Source organism: Bacillus sp. ok061, from assembly GCF_900108285.1.
Lineage (GTDB): Bacteria > Bacillota > Bacilli > Bacillales > Bacillaceae_G > Bacillus_A > Bacillus_A thuringiensis_S.
The window spans coordinates 48,361-66,829 of the sequence record NZ_FNUW01000005.1 but is presented as its reverse complement, the minus strand read 5'-3'; the positions used below and the strand labels follow the sequence as shown (position 1 = coordinate 66,829).

Genomic DNA, 18,469 nt, shown 5'->3' with positions numbered 1-18,469 from the left:
TTAAATAAAAGGGTTGCGCAACTTCTTTAAGGCGTGTTAAGATAATTTCAAGCAAGGGAGGTGACAAACTTGCAGGAGAAACAACTGAGATACTTCACTAAGATTATGGACGCCTACTCCCTAGATTCAATCGAGGAGGCCCAGAGGTTCTACAAACTGTTCAGCGCCCTCAAGTTATTACCACCGAGTAAACGCAAGGAACTAGTAGACCTATCTTTTGAACGTATCAATGCAGGCAAATCCATTGTGGATAAGTAAACACAAATAGCCCTACCTAGCGAACACCCTGAGAAAGTGGCTAGATAAGGCTATGCAATTCAGTCGAACCAATACTGGCTCTCCCTCCATAGTAACATGGGTAGGAATAGCTGTAAAGGTTCGACCTCAATAGGAGGCGATCTCATGAACGAAGAACTAAGAGAGGCCATCGTTGTTGTTAGTGGCTCTACAGCTTTCTTGTTTGGAGCTGGATACTTAGTCAGTTACTTAATCGTTAACTTCTAAGCTTCACCTATCTCATAAAATACTAGGAGGAATACAAATGAATACAACTGTACAGGTAACTAAAGAGGATATTGTTATGCACGAGATCGACACATTAGTATCTCATTATCAGGATGCACTGGCTCGTGTTACTGATAATGAATGTGTAGTAGATACATTCCAACTAGGCATTATATACGTAGTAACCCTGAGAGCTGGACGAATCTTCAAGACTCTCAGCTTCAATTTACAAGAGTTGACTGAGGAGACAAACTAATGGCATATACTGTATTGGCTGTCTTAGCAGTAATCGGAATGAATGTAGCTATGGTGGTTATGGATTTAGAAGAAGACCAAACTAAGGAGGAGCTCAAATGAACTTATTCAAGCGAGTACTAGCATGGGAGAAACGTGAAAGAGAGAATCTATTCAGCCAGCTCAAGGGGAACATACAAATCCACAAGGACAGACCTGTTAGTGGTGCTGAGTTCTACCTAGACGGTGAACGCTGGATAGTAACTGGCATGTCCGATCTCAAGGTGGTTTGGAGCTACAGAGAAGCAGACAGACGTGCTCATACAATGACCAATCAATTGACAGGTGAGAAAGCTAAGTTGAACATGAACCACATAAGTAAGATTAGAAAAGTTACGTACAATCCAGTGACTAATGAAGTAACAAACCGATGAGCATTAACACTAAATCCACTATCTCGTTTCACTAATAAAGTTTGCAAAGGATACACTCCAACTAGGCATTAGATATGTAGTTATCTTACGAGCCGACTCTCATTGAGTCGGCTCTTTTGTTTTTTTCTCATCGATATCATTACGGTAATTGAAATTATAATTTGTATTCATGTGAATACCCTTTATGAGACCGGCCTACTGAGGTTACACCCGATGTTACCAATATGTATTTTCTCTATAAGTCTACATTCCCTACAGACACCTACCCCTATGGCCATAAAAATAGGTAGCCCCTCGGGATAGAAGTTACCTCAGTTAACCAAACAGCCATATGAAAGCTACCCAAAAGACAGTATTAAAGAGTGCACCTATCACGACTCCTCTGTGGAGATCACTCATCGACATTACCTCCTCTTATAGACTTATCACTAAAGCATACACAAATCCTAACAGGAATACTGCTATAGCTAACTTATCCATCTCACCACACTCCTACGGCTAGCTCATAGAGAACGACTACAGCAGCAAGCAATATAGCTCCTCCAAACCATACAGTACCAGCTAACAGGAACATCCCACCATAGATATACAAGTAGGACTTAACTACATCCCACTTGTCATCCGGAGGAAAGCCTAGCTTCTTGAGGCCACTATTGTTCTTCTGACGAGCTTGCTCTTCCGCTTTCCTATCCTCTTCCTCTAGTAGACTCTTAAACCTGTGTTCTAGTTTGACCACATTAGATCACTTCCTCTAATTAAATTAGACTCATTAGTTCATCTCTTACAGCACTACATCGAGTACGGCATAGAAGTTACCGAAGCAACCAAGCACCACTCTCTAGCCAGATATCTCACCAAGTAGAACTCGCTTGCCCTACTTAGTCAGCTTCACTTCAACCACTGTAGCCATATTAATGGCCTCCCTCTAGGATTACTAGTTCTTTATTGGATTCAAAATACTTTCTTGATACCTTACGAGTACGAACACTATTGAGTGTTCCTCCTAGCGGCTCGATAGACTCCCTCACTAACCTCTCTGTGTTCCCTCTCAATTGTACCGCCGCTAAGACTGGGTTACCCTCCATAGCCACACACTGTTGAGTTTCCATACGTTCACCGTTCTCTACAAAGTTAACGTTCACTTGGTAATAGTTCATTTATTGACTCCCCTTTTCTGTAGGTTAAGGTCTCGCTTGCCTTCTCTGGAGAGTGCGTGCCTTTTGTATTCAATCTCACTTACTTCTCTAGGAGTAACACTAATGAGATCGCACTGAGTAATAACGAACGCTTTCTCGTATGCTCGTTTGGTTGCCACTGAGTAGGCTTCCATCGTCTCGTTGATATTGTCCTCAGTTTGGAACATACGGCTATCTAGGAATCTCTCATTGTTTTGCTTGTAAGCTACCTCTATACAAAAGTAATTCATTATCCATCTCTCCTTTTAATAACCAAGGAGACCGAAGCCTCCCTAGTATTTTCTAATTGATTGTTGTAAGCCCGAGTAGTCCATTCCTCCGTAGCCACCAACTGAAGTGTTAACTACCTGTTGAGTTACTCTATCTTCGAACTCCTCGATACCCTTAGAGTCTAGACCTAAAGTGCCATTAACATTATGCTCGTGCTTATGGGTAACTGTGAGAGCTGTCTTTCCTCCAGTGAATGCCTCTAAACCTGTACCCGCTAGAGCTACATTAGCCTCATTAGCAACCCCTTTGAAGGCGCCTCCTACAGCACGTTCCATCGATCTCACTTGTGTTAATGCAGCTTCATACCACGTAGGGAAGAACGCTTCACCTGACTTGTCTAAGTCTGATAGAGGCCCTTTCTTTGCTGGTGAGAATGGTAAGTAGGCACGAATGTTTTTCATACCTCTAGAGACAGCATCAGCAGCATCCCCGAATCCTTTCCAAATACCATTTACGAACTCACTAAGTAGCCCTTTCCCTGAGTTGTAGAAGTCTCTGAAGTATCCAGTGAACTTGTTTACCATCTTTCTAATTCCGTCTCCTGTGGCGCTAACAGCATCGTTGAATCCATCTCTCACAGAGTTCTTTAATGCTCTTAGCATATCTGAGCCAGCTTCTCCAAAGTTACTTGCCTTGTCTTTAGCAGCTTGAACCATATCGTTAAACTTCTGCTTAGTGTCATTCAGCATTCCTTGTAATTTATCTACTGTCTTACTCTTTAGTTCTTCGTATTTCTCGACAACACCGTTCTTCAAGTTAGTTACTTTCTGCTTAGCATCATTAACAATACTGTTCCACTTGTTAGCATTGTCTTGGAGGATACCTTGTATCTTATCGACTGCAGCTTGTTTCATCTCTTCGTACTTAGCGACTACTTTGTCTTTCATCTCCTGAGCTTTCTGTTTAGCGTTGTCTACAGTGTCATTCCATTTCTGCTTAGTCTCATTCCACCACTGTTTAACAGCCGCAATCATCTGATCGTGAGCGTCGCCTACAGCCTTAGTCATTCCGTTCCAAGCATCCTTAACCTTGTCCCACAGCTCCTGAGCATACTTCTTAACCTCATCCCAGTTTTGATACAGGAGAACGCCAATAGCAATCACTGCTGCAATAGCTGCTACTACCCAGAACCAAGGAGAAGCCAACAGCGTCATACTCAACCGACCTAGCAACTTGATAGCGTCAAGTATCCATGAACCAAACAATTTACCTATCTCGATTACCTTATTGATAGCCTTTCCTGTATCATCAATCCATGTAGCTACACTAATAAGAATGCTGAATGTTTTGAACCCTGCCCAGAGAGCAGCTACTAGAGGGATTAACCAATTAGCATTATCTACTACGAACTGGATAGCATCGCTCACTAGACCTAAAGCAGTATCAAGAGCGCCTGACTCCCTAGCCCACTCCATGAATCTATTAGCTAACTCGAATACTTGTATAGATACTGGCGCTAACGCTTGGATGATATCCCACAGAGTTAACACTAAGTTGCCTATGAATTGCATAATGACTGGCGTACTCGTCTTAACAAAATTAACGAAGTCTTGGAAGGCTGTATTCGATTGTAACCCTGCTGCCCAGGTAGCGAACTTCTGAGTCAGATCTACCATGCCATTCCCTAAATCCATACCTAGTGGAGTGAATGCTATCATGATGTCACTGAACCCCTTGAGGATATTACCGGCAGACTTCATTACCATTTCGAACATCGGTACCGCAAAAGTATTCATATGCTCGAAGAACTTATCAGCTTTACCTTGAGTGATACCTTCGTTCATTTTGCCTATCATGTTAGAGAATGATTGTCCGACTCCTTGGAAAGAAGGGAACAATTTAGTCATTGTCAATCGGAGAAAATCTGTGGAGTTAGCTATGAGGTTTAACGTAGTAGGAGCCATCTTATTTTCCATCTCTCGCCAAGCATCACTGAGGTTGTTGATAGCTACTACAGCTTTCTTTTCCTCCTCGGTGAGATCTTCCATGATGGCCTGCACCAGAGCCATCTGTTTGGCATAACCTTTGGTGTCACCTGCTATCAGGGCTGCGTTAGCCTTGAGTTGGGCTTCCTCTAATTGGTTTGCTGTCTCTACAGTTTTACTTATCGTAGTAAACGCTAAAGCACCAAACCCAGCTGCAGCTATACCAGCAGTACCAAACAAGGAAGCGATTGCTCCTAGTCCGCCTAGTAGAGCTGGAGTCATTGCACTTGCCGCTATCGTGATTCCACCTATGATGGCTGCCATCTTCTTGGCTTCTGATGAGGTTTGTCTAAACTGACTACTCGCTCTATCTTGAGCTTGAATTATAATATCAATTACACTCGCTATGATAATCACATCCTTATGTTTGTGAGAACGACAAGTAAGCCCACCTGCAAAGTAGGCTAGAGAGATCCGTCCTCACTAGTTCTTATTTTTCCATCCCATCAAACAAGCTATTGAATACATTTACGTTCGTAGAGTTAGATGAGTTCTCACGAGACTTCTTAAACTTACGAGACATACCTAGGTCGTCAAGTAACTTGATAGCTCTGTTCTCAAAGTCAACCATTGAGACCTTCTCATTGACTGCATAGCTCATTGACTTACCATTCTTTCTCCAACTCTTCAGTGTATTAATTAGAGCTAGGTCAAGTTTAGCAACGTCTAGGGGATCTAAGTCTTCATAGTTGTTCTTGTACCACTCCATAGTGTCGCTATACCAGTCCTTTTCCTCCTCGGTTAATGTTGCTAAGAAGTCTTTCTGATACAACCCATGTATAGGCTGTCTCCCTTTAGCTAAGTTTTCTTTCATTTTGTTTTTTCCCTCCTCTGTAGTTGCCCCTGTGCTTTTACCTCCATGGAAACAGCAACGCAGATTCTTCTCATTAGAAGGAATTCGAGTACACACTTCTCCACTACCCTTGATAGCTCCGCATATAGACGACTCCTTCTTGAGAAACTCCTTAACGAGTGCCATCTCCTCAGAATTCTTTTTAAGATCTCCGTTAGCTAGACCTGATTTAATGTTGTCTATGTACTTTTGGAGATCCTTCCTTAATTTCTTTTTAGCCATATTATTTCTTCCCCTGGCCTAGACCTAGGCTAGCCATATACTTATCGTAATAAGCTCGGTCTTTCTTGCTCATCTCGATAGACTTTTCTTTCTTGCCGATGCTGATTAGGTACTCATCGTATTCCTTCTCGAACTGAGCCTGTTCATTAGCTTTCTTCTGTTCAGCAAATGTTCGCTTGTCTTCCTCAAGTTGTTTGTTCATTCGGTCAATCTTTTCGTTAAACTCTTTGAATCGTCTCTCTAGTTTCATTTGTGCTACTCGTTGATTTGGGTTCATGTTCGTTTCCTCCTCGTCTGTTTAATCTGTATGAGAAAGCCACCTTCTGAGTAGTGACTGTTCATCTGTTGTGTAGCTTTCTAGTGGAGCCGATCTACCGAGTTAGCAACCTCCACCTGTGTTAACGGCTTCCGCGGCTACTAACTCAGCATCCAACTCTAAGTGCTACTTATATAGAAACCCACCTCACTTAGATGCGAGATAAGTTAATCAACGTCTGTTCGTTTAACTCAATGTTATGTTTCTTGAAGACTAATAAGATAGCTTCTTCTAGCTCTCGAGAAATAGCTTCAGCTTGTTTATCTGCCTCAGCTGCATCCTCTTTATTCATGTCTGCAATGAAATTCCAATCTTCACTACGAGGATCTAAGCTGTCTGTAGCGCCTACTCCATACTCAACCCCTAAGTCATATCCTTTTGCATCATAGACAGTAACCAATCGTAGAGCATCCTCTAATTGGAATACATTGTTGAATCGACCAGCTACTACCATGTTGCGTCGTTGCTCTACATTGTACTTACGAGCTTTCTCTCCGCGAGAACGATACAATTCCTTAACCGCTTCTTGCTTCTTCGAGCTAACCTCTGCAAGTTTAGACTGCGTAGATTCGATCTCCTTAGTTAACGCTTCTAGCTTAGCCTCACCTTTCTTCTTGTTAGCTAAAGCTACCTTGTCTGTCTCATCAATGATTAGGCTAGCTGAAATAATGTCTAGTGCGGCTGATACTCTGGAGTGTCCTGCTTGTGCTTCTTGGAGTTTTCCTTGTAGGTCATTCTCTTGAACTTGTAACTTTTCAACCTCTTTGTTTGCTTGCTCCTCTGTCTTTACCTTTGTGTTACCTGCTAATAAGTTTTTAAAAGTGTTCATCATTTGTCATCTTCTCCTTTTGGTTTGGGTTTAGTTTGTATTGAGTCGGCTAAGGGGTAGCCTGTGAAGCAATAAGGTTAGGGGATTAAATCAGGTCTAGTAATCTAGCGAACTCTTTGACACCTTTCTGGCTAACAAGCATCTGTAGTTTCTTCTTCTCAATAGGCTTGTAATTAATGTAGCCATCCTTCAAGTATTCATATCCTGCTCGATGCAACCATGAACCTCTGCCTGATCGTTTGATAACTCCTTTGTCTTTTAACATCTGATTTAGCTGCTGAGCACTTCTGAGACCGAGTTCTTTAGCTGTCTCGTCTATAGTCATGAAGCCCTCAATAGACAGTACTTTGTTGTGATACTCGATAGCTGGTGCCTGCTCATCCAACTGAGCTTGTAACTTCTCTGTAGCTTCCACCTGTTCGACTAACTGTAGTAACGCTTCTTTGTAAGTGTTCGGTAGAGCTGGTTGCTGTACAGCCTTTTCCATTTCGTGAAAGCGATCAATGTAGGCTACCGTGAAGAGAATACCCTTCTCACCTGTCATCTTGTTAGCCACTAATTCACAACCCTTACGTGTAAGAAGATACTTCCTTCTCGGTTCACCTTTAAGGTCGAGGTACTTAGCTGTTACGAAGTAATCTAACGAACGAACTTTTCCGTTGGTTAAAAATACTTCCAAGTATCCATCTATTGTTCTCAGTAAATCAGCGTGTCTTTTTTCTGTCATCTCAGCAACTTCTAAGCTATCAATATAGTTTACTTCTTGCTGGTTTACACTTAGTTCATTTGCCATTCTCTCCATCTCTCCCTTTTGTTTAATCGTGGCTAACCGGCTCCTCCTGTAGTATGCCGTCAGTGGAATGGACTACCTACCTCACGGACGAACTCTCCGGTACGATCCATCAAGCTCTCGATATTGTAAGTAGTGATGTGCGTCTCAGAGACAGCATCCTTGATAATAACCCCTCCAGAGATATCTTCAATGCCATTCTTCCACTCGAATGCTTCTACAAAGCGAATACTCTTCTTAGGCTTGTTAGTCGCTCTCATGTCATTGCCGATGTAGTACGAGTTAGCGTGTACTCCTCGCTTGATATGGAGGTAACCCTTTGAGACTAATTCCTCTACGTGGCGTTTTACCGTTCTCAAGTTGTACCCCGTTAGGTTAGCCATGTCAGTATAAGTACACTCAGCACCCACAGTAGCGATCATCTTAATAGCGTCAAACGTCACTTGTATGCTCTCCTTTACAGCCACGTCCTCAAACAGTTCCTCAAGCTCCTTGGCTTCGATTCTAGATAGTTTTTCATTCTCTGTAGGCCCTCCTGTCTCAACTAAGTATTCATTGTATTGTTCATCTGTACTTAACCCCGTATAGCTTCTCTGAGTACGCCAGTCTAGGTAGCCACTCCATTGCTTGTCCATTAGATCACCTCCATATGTTTTTGTTTGAGTAGAGTGTACTCTCCCTCACTTATTTCTTTACAATCGATACTAATTAGGTAAGTAATACCTGAGTCATATACTTGCCTGTAAGTATCCTTTATGAGCCGGATATGCTCATCTTGTTTGCCTTCTCCACAAGCCGCAATGTGATGACCTATGAGGATGTTATCAGTATTCTTGAAGCGCCACCTCACAGTGTAATGCAAGTAAGTTTTCTTCATTAGCTCCTCACCTCCATTAGTTGTTTCATTGATTCAAAGTGTTTGTCCATCCTAGCCTGTCTCACTTGGATGTTATGTTCAGCTTCCATCCTCATTAGTTTTAACTCTAGCTCACTTTGTCTCTTAAGTATCTTCATCTCAAATGTCTTTCTCATTATCACCATCTCCATTGGTTTAGTTGTGCAGCTGACTCCTTGGTACTTAACCTTTCATAACTTTGATTAACTTAGCTGGCTCATCAATCTTTAGCGCTGTAGCTATTTTGCTGATCGTCTCTAACGTTCCTGACCCTGTAGCCTTTACCCGAGATAGCGTTGCTCTTGTGACTCCTGACTCTTCAGCTAACAATGTAAGTGTCTTGTTTCGCTGCTTACATAGTTCATCTAAATCAATGTAGAACATGATTGTCATATGGTTTCCTCCTCATTAGTTTTAACTTATATTGTCAAAGTTTAATGTATAAGCATATTGGCAGTTCACCCAAAAAGGAGCCAGCTCAGTAGTTAAACCAAGCTGGGATATCAATCATCTGGAGAGATGAAAATGACCTAAATGGATGTTTCCCCGTATCATTCTACGGAAGTCCTACATAGGAGGTGTAAGTATACTTCCTCGCTAGCTACCTCTAAGAGGGGAAGAGATAACCACCAAGCAAATACCCTTGTTTTCCCTTACTATATTAGTAGCTCCTTCGGGACAATCCTTATCCGTCTACTAATATAGTAAGGAATGTGTGAGTGTGTCTTAATTGCTTCATATATATAGTAGTATCCCCATGACCCATAACTCATCTCAAAAGGTTAATTCCTCCTATTGAATTACGTTTCAAAATAAGACACAAGATATACCTGCAAAGAACGAACAAAAGAGCTACCCTCCTCAGGTAACTCGACTTCATCAATACTAGCGATCATTTCCATTTTGACCTGAGGTGCTTAATTGGCACATCAGCTTTTCATCTTCATCAAAGTAATTATTGTTTAGTTCGACTTTCTCGTCCTCCTCACGGTCAATCTGTACGTGTCCACCATTGAGACGGATATTCTTTAGAATTTTCTTTACTTCCTTTTTCCACTGTTTTGCAATTGGCTTGCGAGAAAGCATTAATACTTCGTAGATTCCGTCTTCTGTTAGGAATTTGGCACTATAACCATTTGTTAGTGTGCTTAGTTTTCCGTCAACAACTTCTTCGTCGTCAATATTTGAAACCATCTTGCTTACATTACTATGATCAATCCACTCAGCAACACCCTTCGCTAGGAACAGCGGCTCCTCTACAGTTCCATAAACTTTAAAGCTTCTTCCTAGAACTTCCTGTTGGTGTACTACTGATAGGTTACTCATTAACAATTCCCCCTTGATTCCTCTCACGACCATAATTATTGTTTAGTGTCGAGAATTCATGAGTTTCTTGTTTGCCCTGAGGTGCTTAATTGGCACATGTAGATTCCGTCCTCTGTTAGGAACCAAGCTTCTCGGGTTCCACCTAATGTGTAGAGGCTTGCTTGTAGACCCCCTAAAGATTTTTTAGTGGGTACTTTGATAACAACCTTTTCATCTTCCCTAGAATTTTAATCTTCTTTAGTGACAATTTGTCACCATAGAGATTTGATGATTCTTTTCCGGTTTTTGTTTCCATCCAATAAGAAGTACCCTTTTCGCTGATCTATTTTAGTAGGATTCTTTAACCGTCCTACTAACTCTTTACCGTTAAGATTGTTGTCGGCTTCAAAGTGAACAACGATTAATTTGACCTGTGGTAAACAATCTTGCCACCAGCTCTTCAGAAAAACTTGAGAAGTTATTATTAATGAATTCTTCCAAGGGTATCGGTTAAAGCGCCCCCCTTTTCATCATCGTCTACCTCATTAGCACCACCTCCTAAATTATCCCTATATAGCAATATCTCCCCTGTATCCTCCTCAAGAACCACTCCTAAAGTTATACCTTTTCTGTCACTCTGGTGCTATTTTAGCTACACCAAAACAGCCACAACCCTTGGTACTACTAGGTTTACCTAGGAGTCGGACTAGTTCAGCTAGCTCTATGCACATATACTCTAAAGGCTAACCTACAGAGAAGTACCTAGAGAGGTAAAGCTATACAGAGAAAACTAATTAGAATACCTGTTAGTAAAGATTTAAATATTTAAAAGGACTACTAGAGGTAGATACTCTAGAGGTAATACTATAAAGACTTGTCTATCTCGGTAACGAGAAGGTAAATCTTTATAGACCTTACTCTAGAGAATAACTAATTAGTTCCCAGCTCCTATAGTTCTTAAATAATTAAAGGACTACAGAGAAAGATTTAATTAGAAATACTCTATGGTATTACTAACTAGGCTATCTCATATAGTCCTTTGTTTTTAAATCTTCAAATAACTAAATACATATGGAGATGGGAACTAATTAGTTAATTCTATATAGGTTTAATCTTTAGAGTTCTTTTATTCTTTCTCTAATGTATTCCTATATAGGTATTCTCTTAAGTTCTTTTATCTTTTCTTAAGAGGTTATTCTAATTAGTTTACCTATCTAGTTAACTCTTTTAAGACATAGTAGTAAAGAAGCATCTATGAGACGGCATTCTCTAAGTATTTCACTCCTATATTTATACACTTGAGATAAATTATTTGACAACTTAGGGAACGATACCGTCATGTTACTACTTTGTATCATCTCACTAGTTAACTTGGGAGAGATGGCTAGATGAGGTGGCGGTCTCTAGGGTGTTACCCTTTGAGGTGGGACGAGGTAGGAATGTTTTCTATAAGATAGAAGAAGGGTTTCACATGCCAAAACAGGGTTACGCCTTAGAACCCCAAGGGATAGAGCCACTTTTTATCGACGCATTTTTTTTACACTTTTGGGAGAATCGACGCATTTTTTTACACTTTTGGAGTTCACTCTGGGAGGTTGCGGTCTCATGAAAGTTAAATTAAGAAAGAATTTATACATATATCTTGTGTCTTATTTTGAAACATAATAAAATATAAGCATAAGCCAAACATACAATAACTCTAAATTATAACACTTATATTTCTTAATCGTCAACAATAATTTACTGGAGGATGATATCATGGTAACACTAAAAGAAGCTAAACGAGTATTATACGAGGCAGGATACAACACAGTATCACCTGCTCAAAGGGAAGCACAAAAGGAGTATGTAGAGAAGAAGGCACAACAAGACAAGCACCACTACAGCAGAATGATCCTCGATAGGTACGATGCTATAAAGGAGAATCTAACACTACAACAACACGGACTCCTACTCTACTTAGCTACTTGTATGAGTATCGGTCATGAAGGTTTCTTGTGTGACGACAGAGGAGATCGCATCAGTGTTAAATCTCTGGTGAACAAACTAGGAAAGACACGATCCCAGATTAACAAAGTCCTGTCAGAGTTAGAAGCTAACGGAGTGATCACACGAGTGACTGAAGGGAAAACAACTTATGTAGATATGACTGACGCGGTTTACATCTGCGGCAAGCTAGAGGGTGAATACAAAACAGTTAAACTATTCAAGACTCACCTACACGAGAAGGCAAAGGGCTTATCCCTTAACACCCTAGGATTGTTCGCCTTGTTACTAACTCATATGAATTGGAAGACAAATCTAGTAGTAGAGAACCCAAATGAGATGGACGCTAGCAAACTTGTACTACTGAAGAGATCTCACCTAACTGACGCTCTAGGAATATCAAAACCTACCGTGAACAAGTTGATGGATGAGCTTAATAGAGCCAGACTAATTGTGGAAGTAAAATCTATCACAGAGGCCATCTGTTTAGATCCTAAAGCTGTGAGTAGACAAGCTAAGAAGATTACTTTTGAGGAGCTGCTAGACAATATCGAAAAGGCTTCTCTCTCTCCTAATAACTTTAAGAAGTAATATCCCCTAACCTATTATCTTCACAGGCTACCCCTTAGCCGACTTAGCAAAACTAAGTGAGTTCCTTAAAGGAACCATCTAAAACCCAAGGAGGAATACCCATGAGACAATTAAACCTAAGCATGTTACCTATCAATAGCGGAATTAGAATGCAACTAGAACGAGCGTACCTAGGAGGCAGCCAAATGGATATGTGTACTAAGGAGACCGTACTCGAGGTGTTAGCTGAAATGAAGTACCTAGGTAAGCCGATCTCAAGTGCAAGCCTACAGAGAGACCGCCCTCAATTGTACACTGCTGCGGTAGAACACTTTGGGTCTGTAGAGATGGCGGTCTCACAGGTGCCAACTGTAAAGTACAAGACTAAGAGTTTAGCTGAGCAAGAAAGAGAACACAATAGATATCTGCTTGGATTACACTAGGAGGGTTTACTCACAAATGAGTAAGACTTCTTTTTTGTATATAGAGTTAACGGTCTCATCAGCAACAAACTAAACGATAACCCATACAGCACGAACCCATTTAGGTATGACTGTGTAGCGCTCTCCTCAATATTTAACAACTGAGTACGGACTTCTTTGGCCACTTCCGAGTCACGTAGTAACATTCCTACTCGGAGGATTGCTCTCTTGGGGAACAAGCCAACCTCATTATAAGGTATCTTAATTTCGTTATTTATTAAAATGTACCCTCTCTTGTTTTCTTTTTTAGTGCTCTTCATTTTGAGGAGGGCTAAATCTTTTCCGTTTACTTGCTCATACCCATCAGCCAACAACTCATCTCTATTTCTTAAAAGTATATTATTGACACTCTTTATTGGTACTCCGTAAAATTCAGATACTTGTTTTGATGTAGCCATTTCCAACTCGGGTAACAAAGATAGTTGTTTCACCTTATCAAGAACCTCCACTCGTTCTACTAATTTGTCACGCTCTATCTTGTTGTCGATTACCTCGATAGTTATACTCATTTTATCCCCTCCTTTTTAGTTATCATTGTACGCCGTCTCTAGGAAATAAACAATAATATTTGTATATTCTGAATATAAGTCATACCTAGGTAATACTGGGGAGGTAGCCTCGATGTCCCGACTCTAAATTTTAATTTTCTAGGGAGGCGGAAACTCTGTAGGCGTACTTGTGGATGACAGGTCTGGGGAGGCGCTGTCTCAGGAGCCGATTTTCCTATATGATTTCTCCTACATAAGTTTAGGTGCGTACGTACGTACACCCCTACACCTCCTAAAAGGTGGGGTACCCTTGGTAGGTGGTGGCTGGTGAGAACGTGTCTACTGAGCTGGCTCATGGTACTGCTCCTTAGTCCACACTGTGGAGGCGTACACCCTTAGACACACCTAGCAGGATCACAACTGAGGAGGCAAGGCACTAGTAACACACAAATCATAAGGCACCCTCTTAGCCACAACACTACATAGCAACGTATACTGTCTCGTGTGTAGCCTAGTAGGCAAGGCCATACAGTAACATACACTGTAGGCATATACTAACGAGGTAGCAGCACTGTAGCTGTACACTAAGGAGGCAGTGTTATACTGTACCTATGGGTGAGGTGGCTCTCCTCTCCTGCTGTCTCATAGTGCTTTCACTTTCGGAGGTGCCTTACTTTCAGAGCGCGTACTTTCGGAGGGTGTGTCCAGTGAGGCGGTGTACTTTCATGGTGGCGTACTTTCGTGACAGTGGACTGCATAGGATAAGTGCCTTACTTTCATTGATTAATTCAAGATCAATAGGAGTTAGCATCTATTGAGGTTCGCCCTCTGTAGCTACACTGAGGAGGCAGGGCCAACAGTCTATCACTATATGTACCCAGCTCACAGGAGTCTACCTGATGGTGTATACTAGTGAGGTAATAGCTCCACTCATATAGCTTCCGTCTCATACAGGGCAATCTGGAGCGTTTAACAAGTATGTCTGTATGAGTACCACTGTAAGTTGTACTGGTGAGGTGGATCTACCCTAAGAGTTCGACTACCGTTACTATACTTTCAGTAAGACTAAGAGCTCAGCCTAGTTAGCTACCTCCATTAGCCCTCGTACTTTCATTCATTAATCAAAGGTCTATATGAGGACGCAGACTAAACAGTACACACTCTATGCCTGCCTCACTAGGCCTAACACACAGGTGTACTCATAGGTATACGCATATCCACCTCAACAGTACACACTGCACAACGTACCGTTTAAGGCGTCTAGGAGGCTCATACAGAGGCGCACCTATATAAAGTAGTCTGTTTTGTATCCACTCTCCACAAGTACACACAGAGGCAGGCTCATGAGTTCACTCTGTAGAGTTCAGCTACCTCGCTTTTATATAGTTGTAACCCAGATAGTTACTACCTATAAGATTTCTTATGTAAACTAGAGGTTCAGCTCCGTAGGTATGCTCTAGGGTATCTGCCTCCTTGGTACATCTACACTGATCGTACTTTCACTATCCCTTTGAATAAATTACTGTATGAGGTGGCGGTCTCCACAGGTATTCACCTAGTGTATATCTACTCATTCGTATTCACTGCGAGGTGGCGCTAACTAGCATGGATATAGGGTTTCTGTCTCTGTTTGTTATGCACTTCTTTGTAGGTTCACCTCTGTAGTCGTACTCTGTGGGTAGTTGCGAGGAGGTATACTCTGGAGGGGTACTTGTAGACTGACTCAAGGGCGATTACTTTCAAGGTCATATGACCTTATAGTTCCTAAATTGGATATCCCAACAGGCACCGCATCGAGGGGGAGGTTTACCTATTTAGTATCACCTGACAGTTACTTTAATTGGTTAGAGATTGCACCCCGCTTACTTCTTTTTAGGTACATCGCTCCACAGGAAGAACCAACTCCCTATAGCTACAAATAACAAAGCCACTGTTCCAGCAAACCACTTGCTCATCACTACCTCCATAGTATCCGTTAGTTTCCTACCTCCCAGTTGCTACTCTATAAGTTGTTCTCTTGTAGGTACCCACATGAGACACCCTAAATCGTATATTCGTTCCAGTTAATTTATTTTCAACATATAGAGTTTGGTATTTCTTATTAAAGTTAGCTACAAAGTTCATTGCATCAGCACCTATGAGAACGACTCTATCGTCACCGATATAAAACTCAATAGCAGCCTGATCTAGATTATCGGGCCCTTTAACCCACTTCTCAAACCACTTAAACATTTTATATTCCTCCTCTTAGTTTTCATAAATAGTTATTCTATTTATTCCCAATTTCTCCCTATCAATACCACCTGAGACGGCACCTATATTAGTCTCCTAATTTTGTCGAATACTAACTCACAAGTTTTGTCTGAATAGTACACCTTGTTAGTATGCTGTCTCAGTGAATCTATTAGTTAATAATCATTTACAATATCTCTCTTGAGAACGTTAACTCAAAAGCTAATACTGTGGAGGTCGCAACAAAAGAAGGTTGACTACATAATCCAGCTCTCTAGTTACCAGTTCATACACGAACGAGCTAGATAAATCCATTAGTTAAGCTTTCTTGCCTACCTCACAAGTGTCCACCGAATAATTTACCTCTGATAGTTATTGACTCACAAGTCTGTAACCTCTATAATTTTCCTAAACGAATAACTAAAAGAGTGGTCACTCATAGATAAAACCTCATCAGGCATCGCATCCGCCTCTACTTCCGCTGAAAATTCATTATCCGCTATGGTAGTTGGTGTATGTACACACCCGAATTATCGTGGAAATGGATTTGCTTCACTCATACTACAAAAAATGATTCAAGACTTTACGAAAGAAAGCCGAACACTTTGTTTATTTTATAACAATCCAGCTGCTGGACGAATTTATAAACGACTAGGATTTAAAGACATTGGGATGTGGACGATGTATCGATAATAAGAAGTACTCTATAAGAGGAAATAGTCGTAACTTAGTAATACAAGCAAATTACAAAATAACTCACACCGTTATTATGAAGATGGAGAAACTACTTGTAAAGCCGTGCCCCTAACTAAAACATGTCATGTATTCAAGCTAAATTTAGACAGATAAACGCCCCAGTTGCATCTACTCCAGCAACTGGGGCTACATATTTATACTCAATTTCTTTCCACTACAAATAGAAATATTTATGAAACATTTATCACACTTATGTCGCTATTATCTTTCCGTACAAATGCCCTTCTAAATATTACTGCGTCTCATTATACTTTGCTTTAAAATCAATATATTCCTGTTTCACATCTTGGTTATTACCTTGGTGACTATCAAAAGATGTGTGTATTTGTGATATATATTCTACTAACTTACCTTCATCATTTCGCTTCTTATAATTTATTACAATACTTACCTCCAATATCTGCTCTGAACTATCTTTAGAATCTATATGCAATGCGATTGATCCACCATCATATTCATCATATTGTATTTTCAACTTATCATTAACAATACTCTGAAACTCTGATTCATTTAGTTTGTATCCAACAGTACTAGGCTGATCAAACTTTTTTATATCATCCCCGGGCTTCATCTTTAGTTTCCCTATCCCTTTTAAACGATCTACAATTAAGTTCACATATGAAACATCCAGATTCGATTCCGGACTTTGTACCTGTCCATTTTTATACATAATATTGGTACGATAAACAACTTCTTCTTTATTATCTTTGCTGTCTACTGCTGAAGTAACCTCTTGTGTTGTATTTCCATATAAACTTTTATCTTTCGTATTATATATCCCTTCCGAAGTTTGATAGATTGTTTTTCTATGCTCTCCATCTTCCTTTTGCTCATATGTACTATATATACCTCTTTGTTTCACATACGCATATCCATCATCACTAGCGGACATAACCTTTTTCATGTCACCTTCATCCAAAGCTTTGACAAATGGCTCATATTCTATCTTCGTCTCCCCAAAACCACATCCACTTAATAAACTTGATACTATTAACAGAACTATCATCATCCTAGCTTTCTTCTTTAACTTCATACTGACACCCCGTTGATTTCTCTAGGCATTTTTAGGTTCATTACATTCCCATTTTGATAGTAATATAGTTCACCTTTACTTACCGGTATTTATTAACTCATACAGATTATGTTGAAGATACTTTAATTTTTAATAGCATCGATTTTTATACAATCCTTAATTGTTTATATATTCCGTTCGAATTTTCAGAAAGCAAAACTTATTTTATTTCTTTGGCTTGCTTTTTTTCCTTTTCTTCATAAAGCTTTAGTCTTTTCTGACGTTCCCTTTCGTGTTCCTCCCATGAAATATAAAATGACGGAAATTTAAATCTACAATAGGCTAATAATTGGAACTCTGCTGCGCCTACGGCTACCGCGTACATTACAAGAGTTCCTGCTATATACCCTGCTAATATCTCTATTTCATAATCATTATGAAAATAAATTAAAATAAGAAGGATTAGTGCATATACCGTAACACCAATCATTACGTTGTTTTTTGTTTTACTAAAAAATGAAGCTGCCCTTTCATCCATACTAAATGCTCCACTCTCTGCTTGTTTAAAGGTATCAATTGTTGTCACCAGATGAACAAAAACTGCTACTAGAAACAATAAACCCACATACAATAATGTAATTTGATCAATCGAATAATTTGAAATTGCTGGAAGTATAAACAATGTGAATCCTATAGTTCCCAGCTGAAATGTACATAATAATATCACAAGCGCTTGCAACCTTTGACATTTAAAACGAACTTTTGGAAATAGATATAGAATTAAAAAGATTACTTGCAAGGTATATAAAACTAATTCAATACAAACAATTATTTTGTCAAAGAGATTTGGATAGTAACCCCAGCCAAATTTAACTAATGCTCCAAAAATAAAAAGCATGAATAATGAACTATAAACAGTTGCGCCAAGTATAAACACCATGGAGCGTTCTGGGCTTAAACGATTTCTACATGTAATTCTAAATTCATCTAAATCTTCTTCTTTTATGTTCCACATTTGTTAGCTCCACCTTTCCCCGAACTATAGTATATTACCAAAATAAAGATTCAATTTTCTTAGTCACTGATTTTATACCTTTTTATGTTCATCGC

16 protein-coding genes and 1 pseudogene are annotated in these 18,469 nt (G+C 40.1%); 5 read left to right on the top strand and 12 right to left on the bottom strand.

Annotated elements, in window-relative coordinates:
* Window positions 1-69: 69 nt before the first annotated feature.
* The 3 genes from C4S65_RS09005 to C4S65_RS08995 all read left to right on the top strand — a co-directional run bounded on the left by C4S65_RS09005 (window position 70) and on the right by C4S65_RS08995 (window position 1,172).
* Window positions 70-258: a hypothetical protein gene (locus C4S65_RS09005; RefSeq protein WP_017762677.1), complete on the top strand. Its 189-nt coding sequence runs from the start codon at window positions 70-72 to the stop codon at window positions 256-258.
* 322 nt (window positions 259-580) lie between these two features.
* Window positions 581-760 (top strand): hypothetical protein, encoded by a 180-nt coding sequence (locus C4S65_RS09000; protein WP_242476467.1) that lies wholly within the window; start codon window positions 581-583, stop codon window positions 758-760.
* A gap of 97 nt (window positions 761-857) precedes the next feature.
* Window positions 858-1,172: a hypothetical protein gene (locus C4S65_RS08995; protein ID WP_098975576.1), complete on the top strand. Its 315-nt coding sequence runs from the start codon at window positions 858-860 to the stop codon at window positions 1,170-1,172.
* A gap of 1,468 nt (window positions 1,173-2,640) precedes the next feature.
* Here the strand turns inward: C4S65_RS08995 and C4S65_RS08975 are convergent.
* The 8 genes from C4S65_RS08975 to C4S65_RS08935 all read right to left on the bottom strand — a co-directional run bounded on the left by C4S65_RS08975 (window position 2,641) and on the right by C4S65_RS08935 (window position 9,854).
* Window positions 2,641-4,887, bottom strand: coding sequence for a hypothetical protein (locus C4S65_RS08975; RefSeq protein WP_258043868.1), 2,247 nt, complete (start codon window positions 4,885-4,887; stop codon window positions 2,641-2,643).
* Window positions 4,888-5,053: 166 nt separating this feature from the next.
* Complete coding sequence (locus C4S65_RS08970) at window positions 5,054-5,698, bottom strand: HGGxSTG domain-containing protein (protein ID WP_098975579.1); 645 nt, start codon at window positions 5,696-5,698, stop codon at window positions 5,054-5,056.
* Window position 5,699: 1 nt separating this feature from the next.
* Window positions 5,700-5,975 (bottom strand): hypothetical protein, encoded by a 276-nt coding sequence (locus C4S65_RS08965; protein WP_098975580.1) that lies wholly within the window; start codon window positions 5,973-5,975, stop codon window positions 5,700-5,702.
* A gap of 190 nt (window positions 5,976-6,165) precedes the next feature.
* Window positions 6,166-6,846, bottom strand: a complete 681-nt coding sequence (locus C4S65_RS08960) for a hypothetical protein (protein ID WP_098975581.1) — start codon at window positions 6,844-6,846, stop codon at window positions 6,166-6,168.
* 82 nt (window positions 6,847-6,928) lie between these two features.
* Entirely contained in the window at window positions 6,929-7,636 is a 708-nt protein-coding gene (locus C4S65_RS08955) for a Rha family transcriptional regulator (protein WP_098975593.1), read from the bottom strand.
* A gap of 59 nt (window positions 7,637-7,695) precedes the next feature.
* A complete protein-coding gene (locus tag C4S65_RS08950) occupies window positions 7,696-8,268 on the bottom strand; it encodes a winged helix-turn-helix domain-containing protein (RefSeq protein ID WP_098975582.1) in 573 nt (190 codons plus the stop codon).
* Between the two features lie 443 nt (window positions 8,269-8,711).
* Entirely contained in the window at window positions 8,712-8,921 is a 210-nt protein-coding gene (locus C4S65_RS08940) for a helix-turn-helix transcriptional regulator (RefSeq protein WP_098975584.1), read from the bottom strand.
* A 492-nt stretch (window positions 8,922-9,413) separates the two neighbouring features.
* The gene (locus tag C4S65_RS08935) at window positions 9,414-9,854 is read right to left on the bottom strand and encodes a BRO family protein (protein WP_103945205.1); all 441 of its coding nucleotides are present in this window, start codon (window positions 9,852-9,854) and stop codon (window positions 9,414-9,416) included.
* A gap of 1,737 nt (window positions 9,855-11,591) precedes the next feature.
* Here C4S65_RS08935 and C4S65_RS08925 point away from each other — a divergent pair.
* A complete protein-coding gene (locus C4S65_RS08925; protein ID WP_061663701.1) occupies window positions 11,592-12,410 on the top strand; it encodes a MarR family transcriptional regulator in 819 nt (272 codons plus the stop codon).
* 418 nt (window positions 12,411-12,828) lie between these two features.
* Here the strand turns inward: C4S65_RS08925 and C4S65_RS08915 are convergent, their stop codons facing one another.
* Window positions 12,829-13,380, bottom strand: a complete 552-nt coding sequence (locus tag C4S65_RS08915) for a hypothetical protein (protein WP_098975589.1) — start codon at window positions 13,378-13,380, stop codon at window positions 12,829-12,831.
* A 1,962-nt stretch (window positions 13,381-15,342) separates the two neighbouring features.
* Window positions 15,343-15,591 carry a polyprotein gene (locus tag C4S65_RS08910; protein WP_097890434.1) on the bottom strand — a complete coding sequence of 83 codons (249 nt, stop codon included), beginning with the start codon at window positions 15,589-15,591 and terminating at the stop codon, window positions 15,343-15,345.
* Between the two features lie 459 nt (window positions 15,592-16,050).
* Here C4S65_RS08910 and C4S65_RS08905 point away from each other — a divergent pair.
* Window positions 16,051-16,284, top strand: a pseudogene (locus C4S65_RS08905) (GNAT family N-acetyltransferase); the annotation flags it as partial.
* A 295-nt stretch (window positions 16,285-16,579) separates the two neighbouring features.
* Here C4S65_RS08905 and C4S65_RS08900 read toward each other — a convergent pair.
* Entirely contained in the window at window positions 16,580-17,380 is an 801-nt protein-coding gene (locus C4S65_RS08900; RefSeq protein ID WP_042890671.1) for a DUF3952 domain-containing protein, read from the bottom strand.
* A 199-nt stretch (window positions 17,381-17,579) separates the two neighbouring features.
* Window positions 17,580-18,374, bottom strand: a complete 795-nt coding sequence (locus tag C4S65_RS08895; RefSeq protein ID WP_016109862.1) for a hypothetical protein — start codon at window positions 18,372-18,374, stop codon at window positions 17,580-17,582.
* Window positions 18,375-18,469: the final 95 nt, after the last annotated feature.

Excerpts from the sequence above, each read along its gene's own strand:
- C4S65_RS09000 (WP_242476467.1), top strand. The coding sequence starts at position 581 with ATGCACGAGATCGACACATTAGTATCTCATTATCAGGATGCACTGGCT.
- C4S65_RS08995 (WP_098975576.1), top strand. The coding sequence starts at position 858 with ATGAACTTATTCAAGCGAGTACTAGCATGGGAGAAACGTGAAAGAGAG.
- C4S65_RS08975 (WP_258043868.1), bottom strand. The coding sequence starts at position 4,887 with ATGGCAGCCATCATAGGTGGAATCACGATAGCGGCAAGTGCAATGACT.
- C4S65_RS08970 (WP_098975579.1), bottom strand. The coding sequence starts at position 5,698 with ATGGCTAAAAAGAAATTAAGGAAGGATCTCCAAAAGTACATAGACAAC.
- C4S65_RS08965 (WP_098975580.1), bottom strand. The coding sequence starts at position 5,975 with ATGAACCCAAATCAACGAGTAGCACAAATGAAACTAGAGAGACGATTC.
- C4S65_RS08960 (WP_098975581.1), bottom strand. The coding sequence starts at position 6,846 with ATGATGAACACTTTTAAAAACTTATTAGCAGGTAACACAAAGGTAAAG.
- C4S65_RS08955 (WP_098975593.1), bottom strand. The coding sequence starts at position 7,636 with ATGGCAAATGAACTAAGTGTAAACCAGCAAGAAGTAAACTATATTGAT.
- C4S65_RS08950 (WP_098975582.1), bottom strand. The coding sequence starts at position 8,268 with ATGGACAAGCAATGGAGTGGCTACCTAGACTGGCGTACTCAGAGAAGC.
- C4S65_RS08940 (WP_098975584.1), bottom strand. The coding sequence starts at position 8,921 with ATGACAATCATGTTCTACATTGATTTAGATGAACTATGTAAGCAGCGA.
- C4S65_RS08935 (WP_103945205.1), bottom strand. The coding sequence starts at position 9,854 with ATGAGTAACCTATCAGTAGTACACCAACAGGAAGTTCTAGGAAGAAGC.
- C4S65_RS08925 (WP_061663701.1), top strand. The coding sequence starts at position 11,592 with ATGGTAACACTAAAAGAAGCTAAACGAGTATTATACGAGGCAGGATAC.
- C4S65_RS08915 (WP_098975589.1), bottom strand. The coding sequence starts at position 13,380 with ATGAGTATAACTATCGAGGTAATCGACAACAAGATAGAGCGTGACAAA.
- C4S65_RS08910 (WP_097890434.1), bottom strand. The coding sequence starts at position 15,591 with ATGTTTAAGTGGTTTGAGAAGTGGGTTAAAGGGCCCGATAATCTAGAT.
- C4S65_RS08900 (WP_042890671.1), bottom strand. The coding sequence starts at position 17,380 with ATGAAGTTAAAGAAGAAAGCTAGGATGATGATAGTTCTGTTAATAGTA.
- C4S65_RS08895 (WP_016109862.1), bottom strand. The coding sequence starts at position 18,374 with ATGTGGAACATAAAAGAAGAAGATTTAGATGAATTTAGAATTACATGT.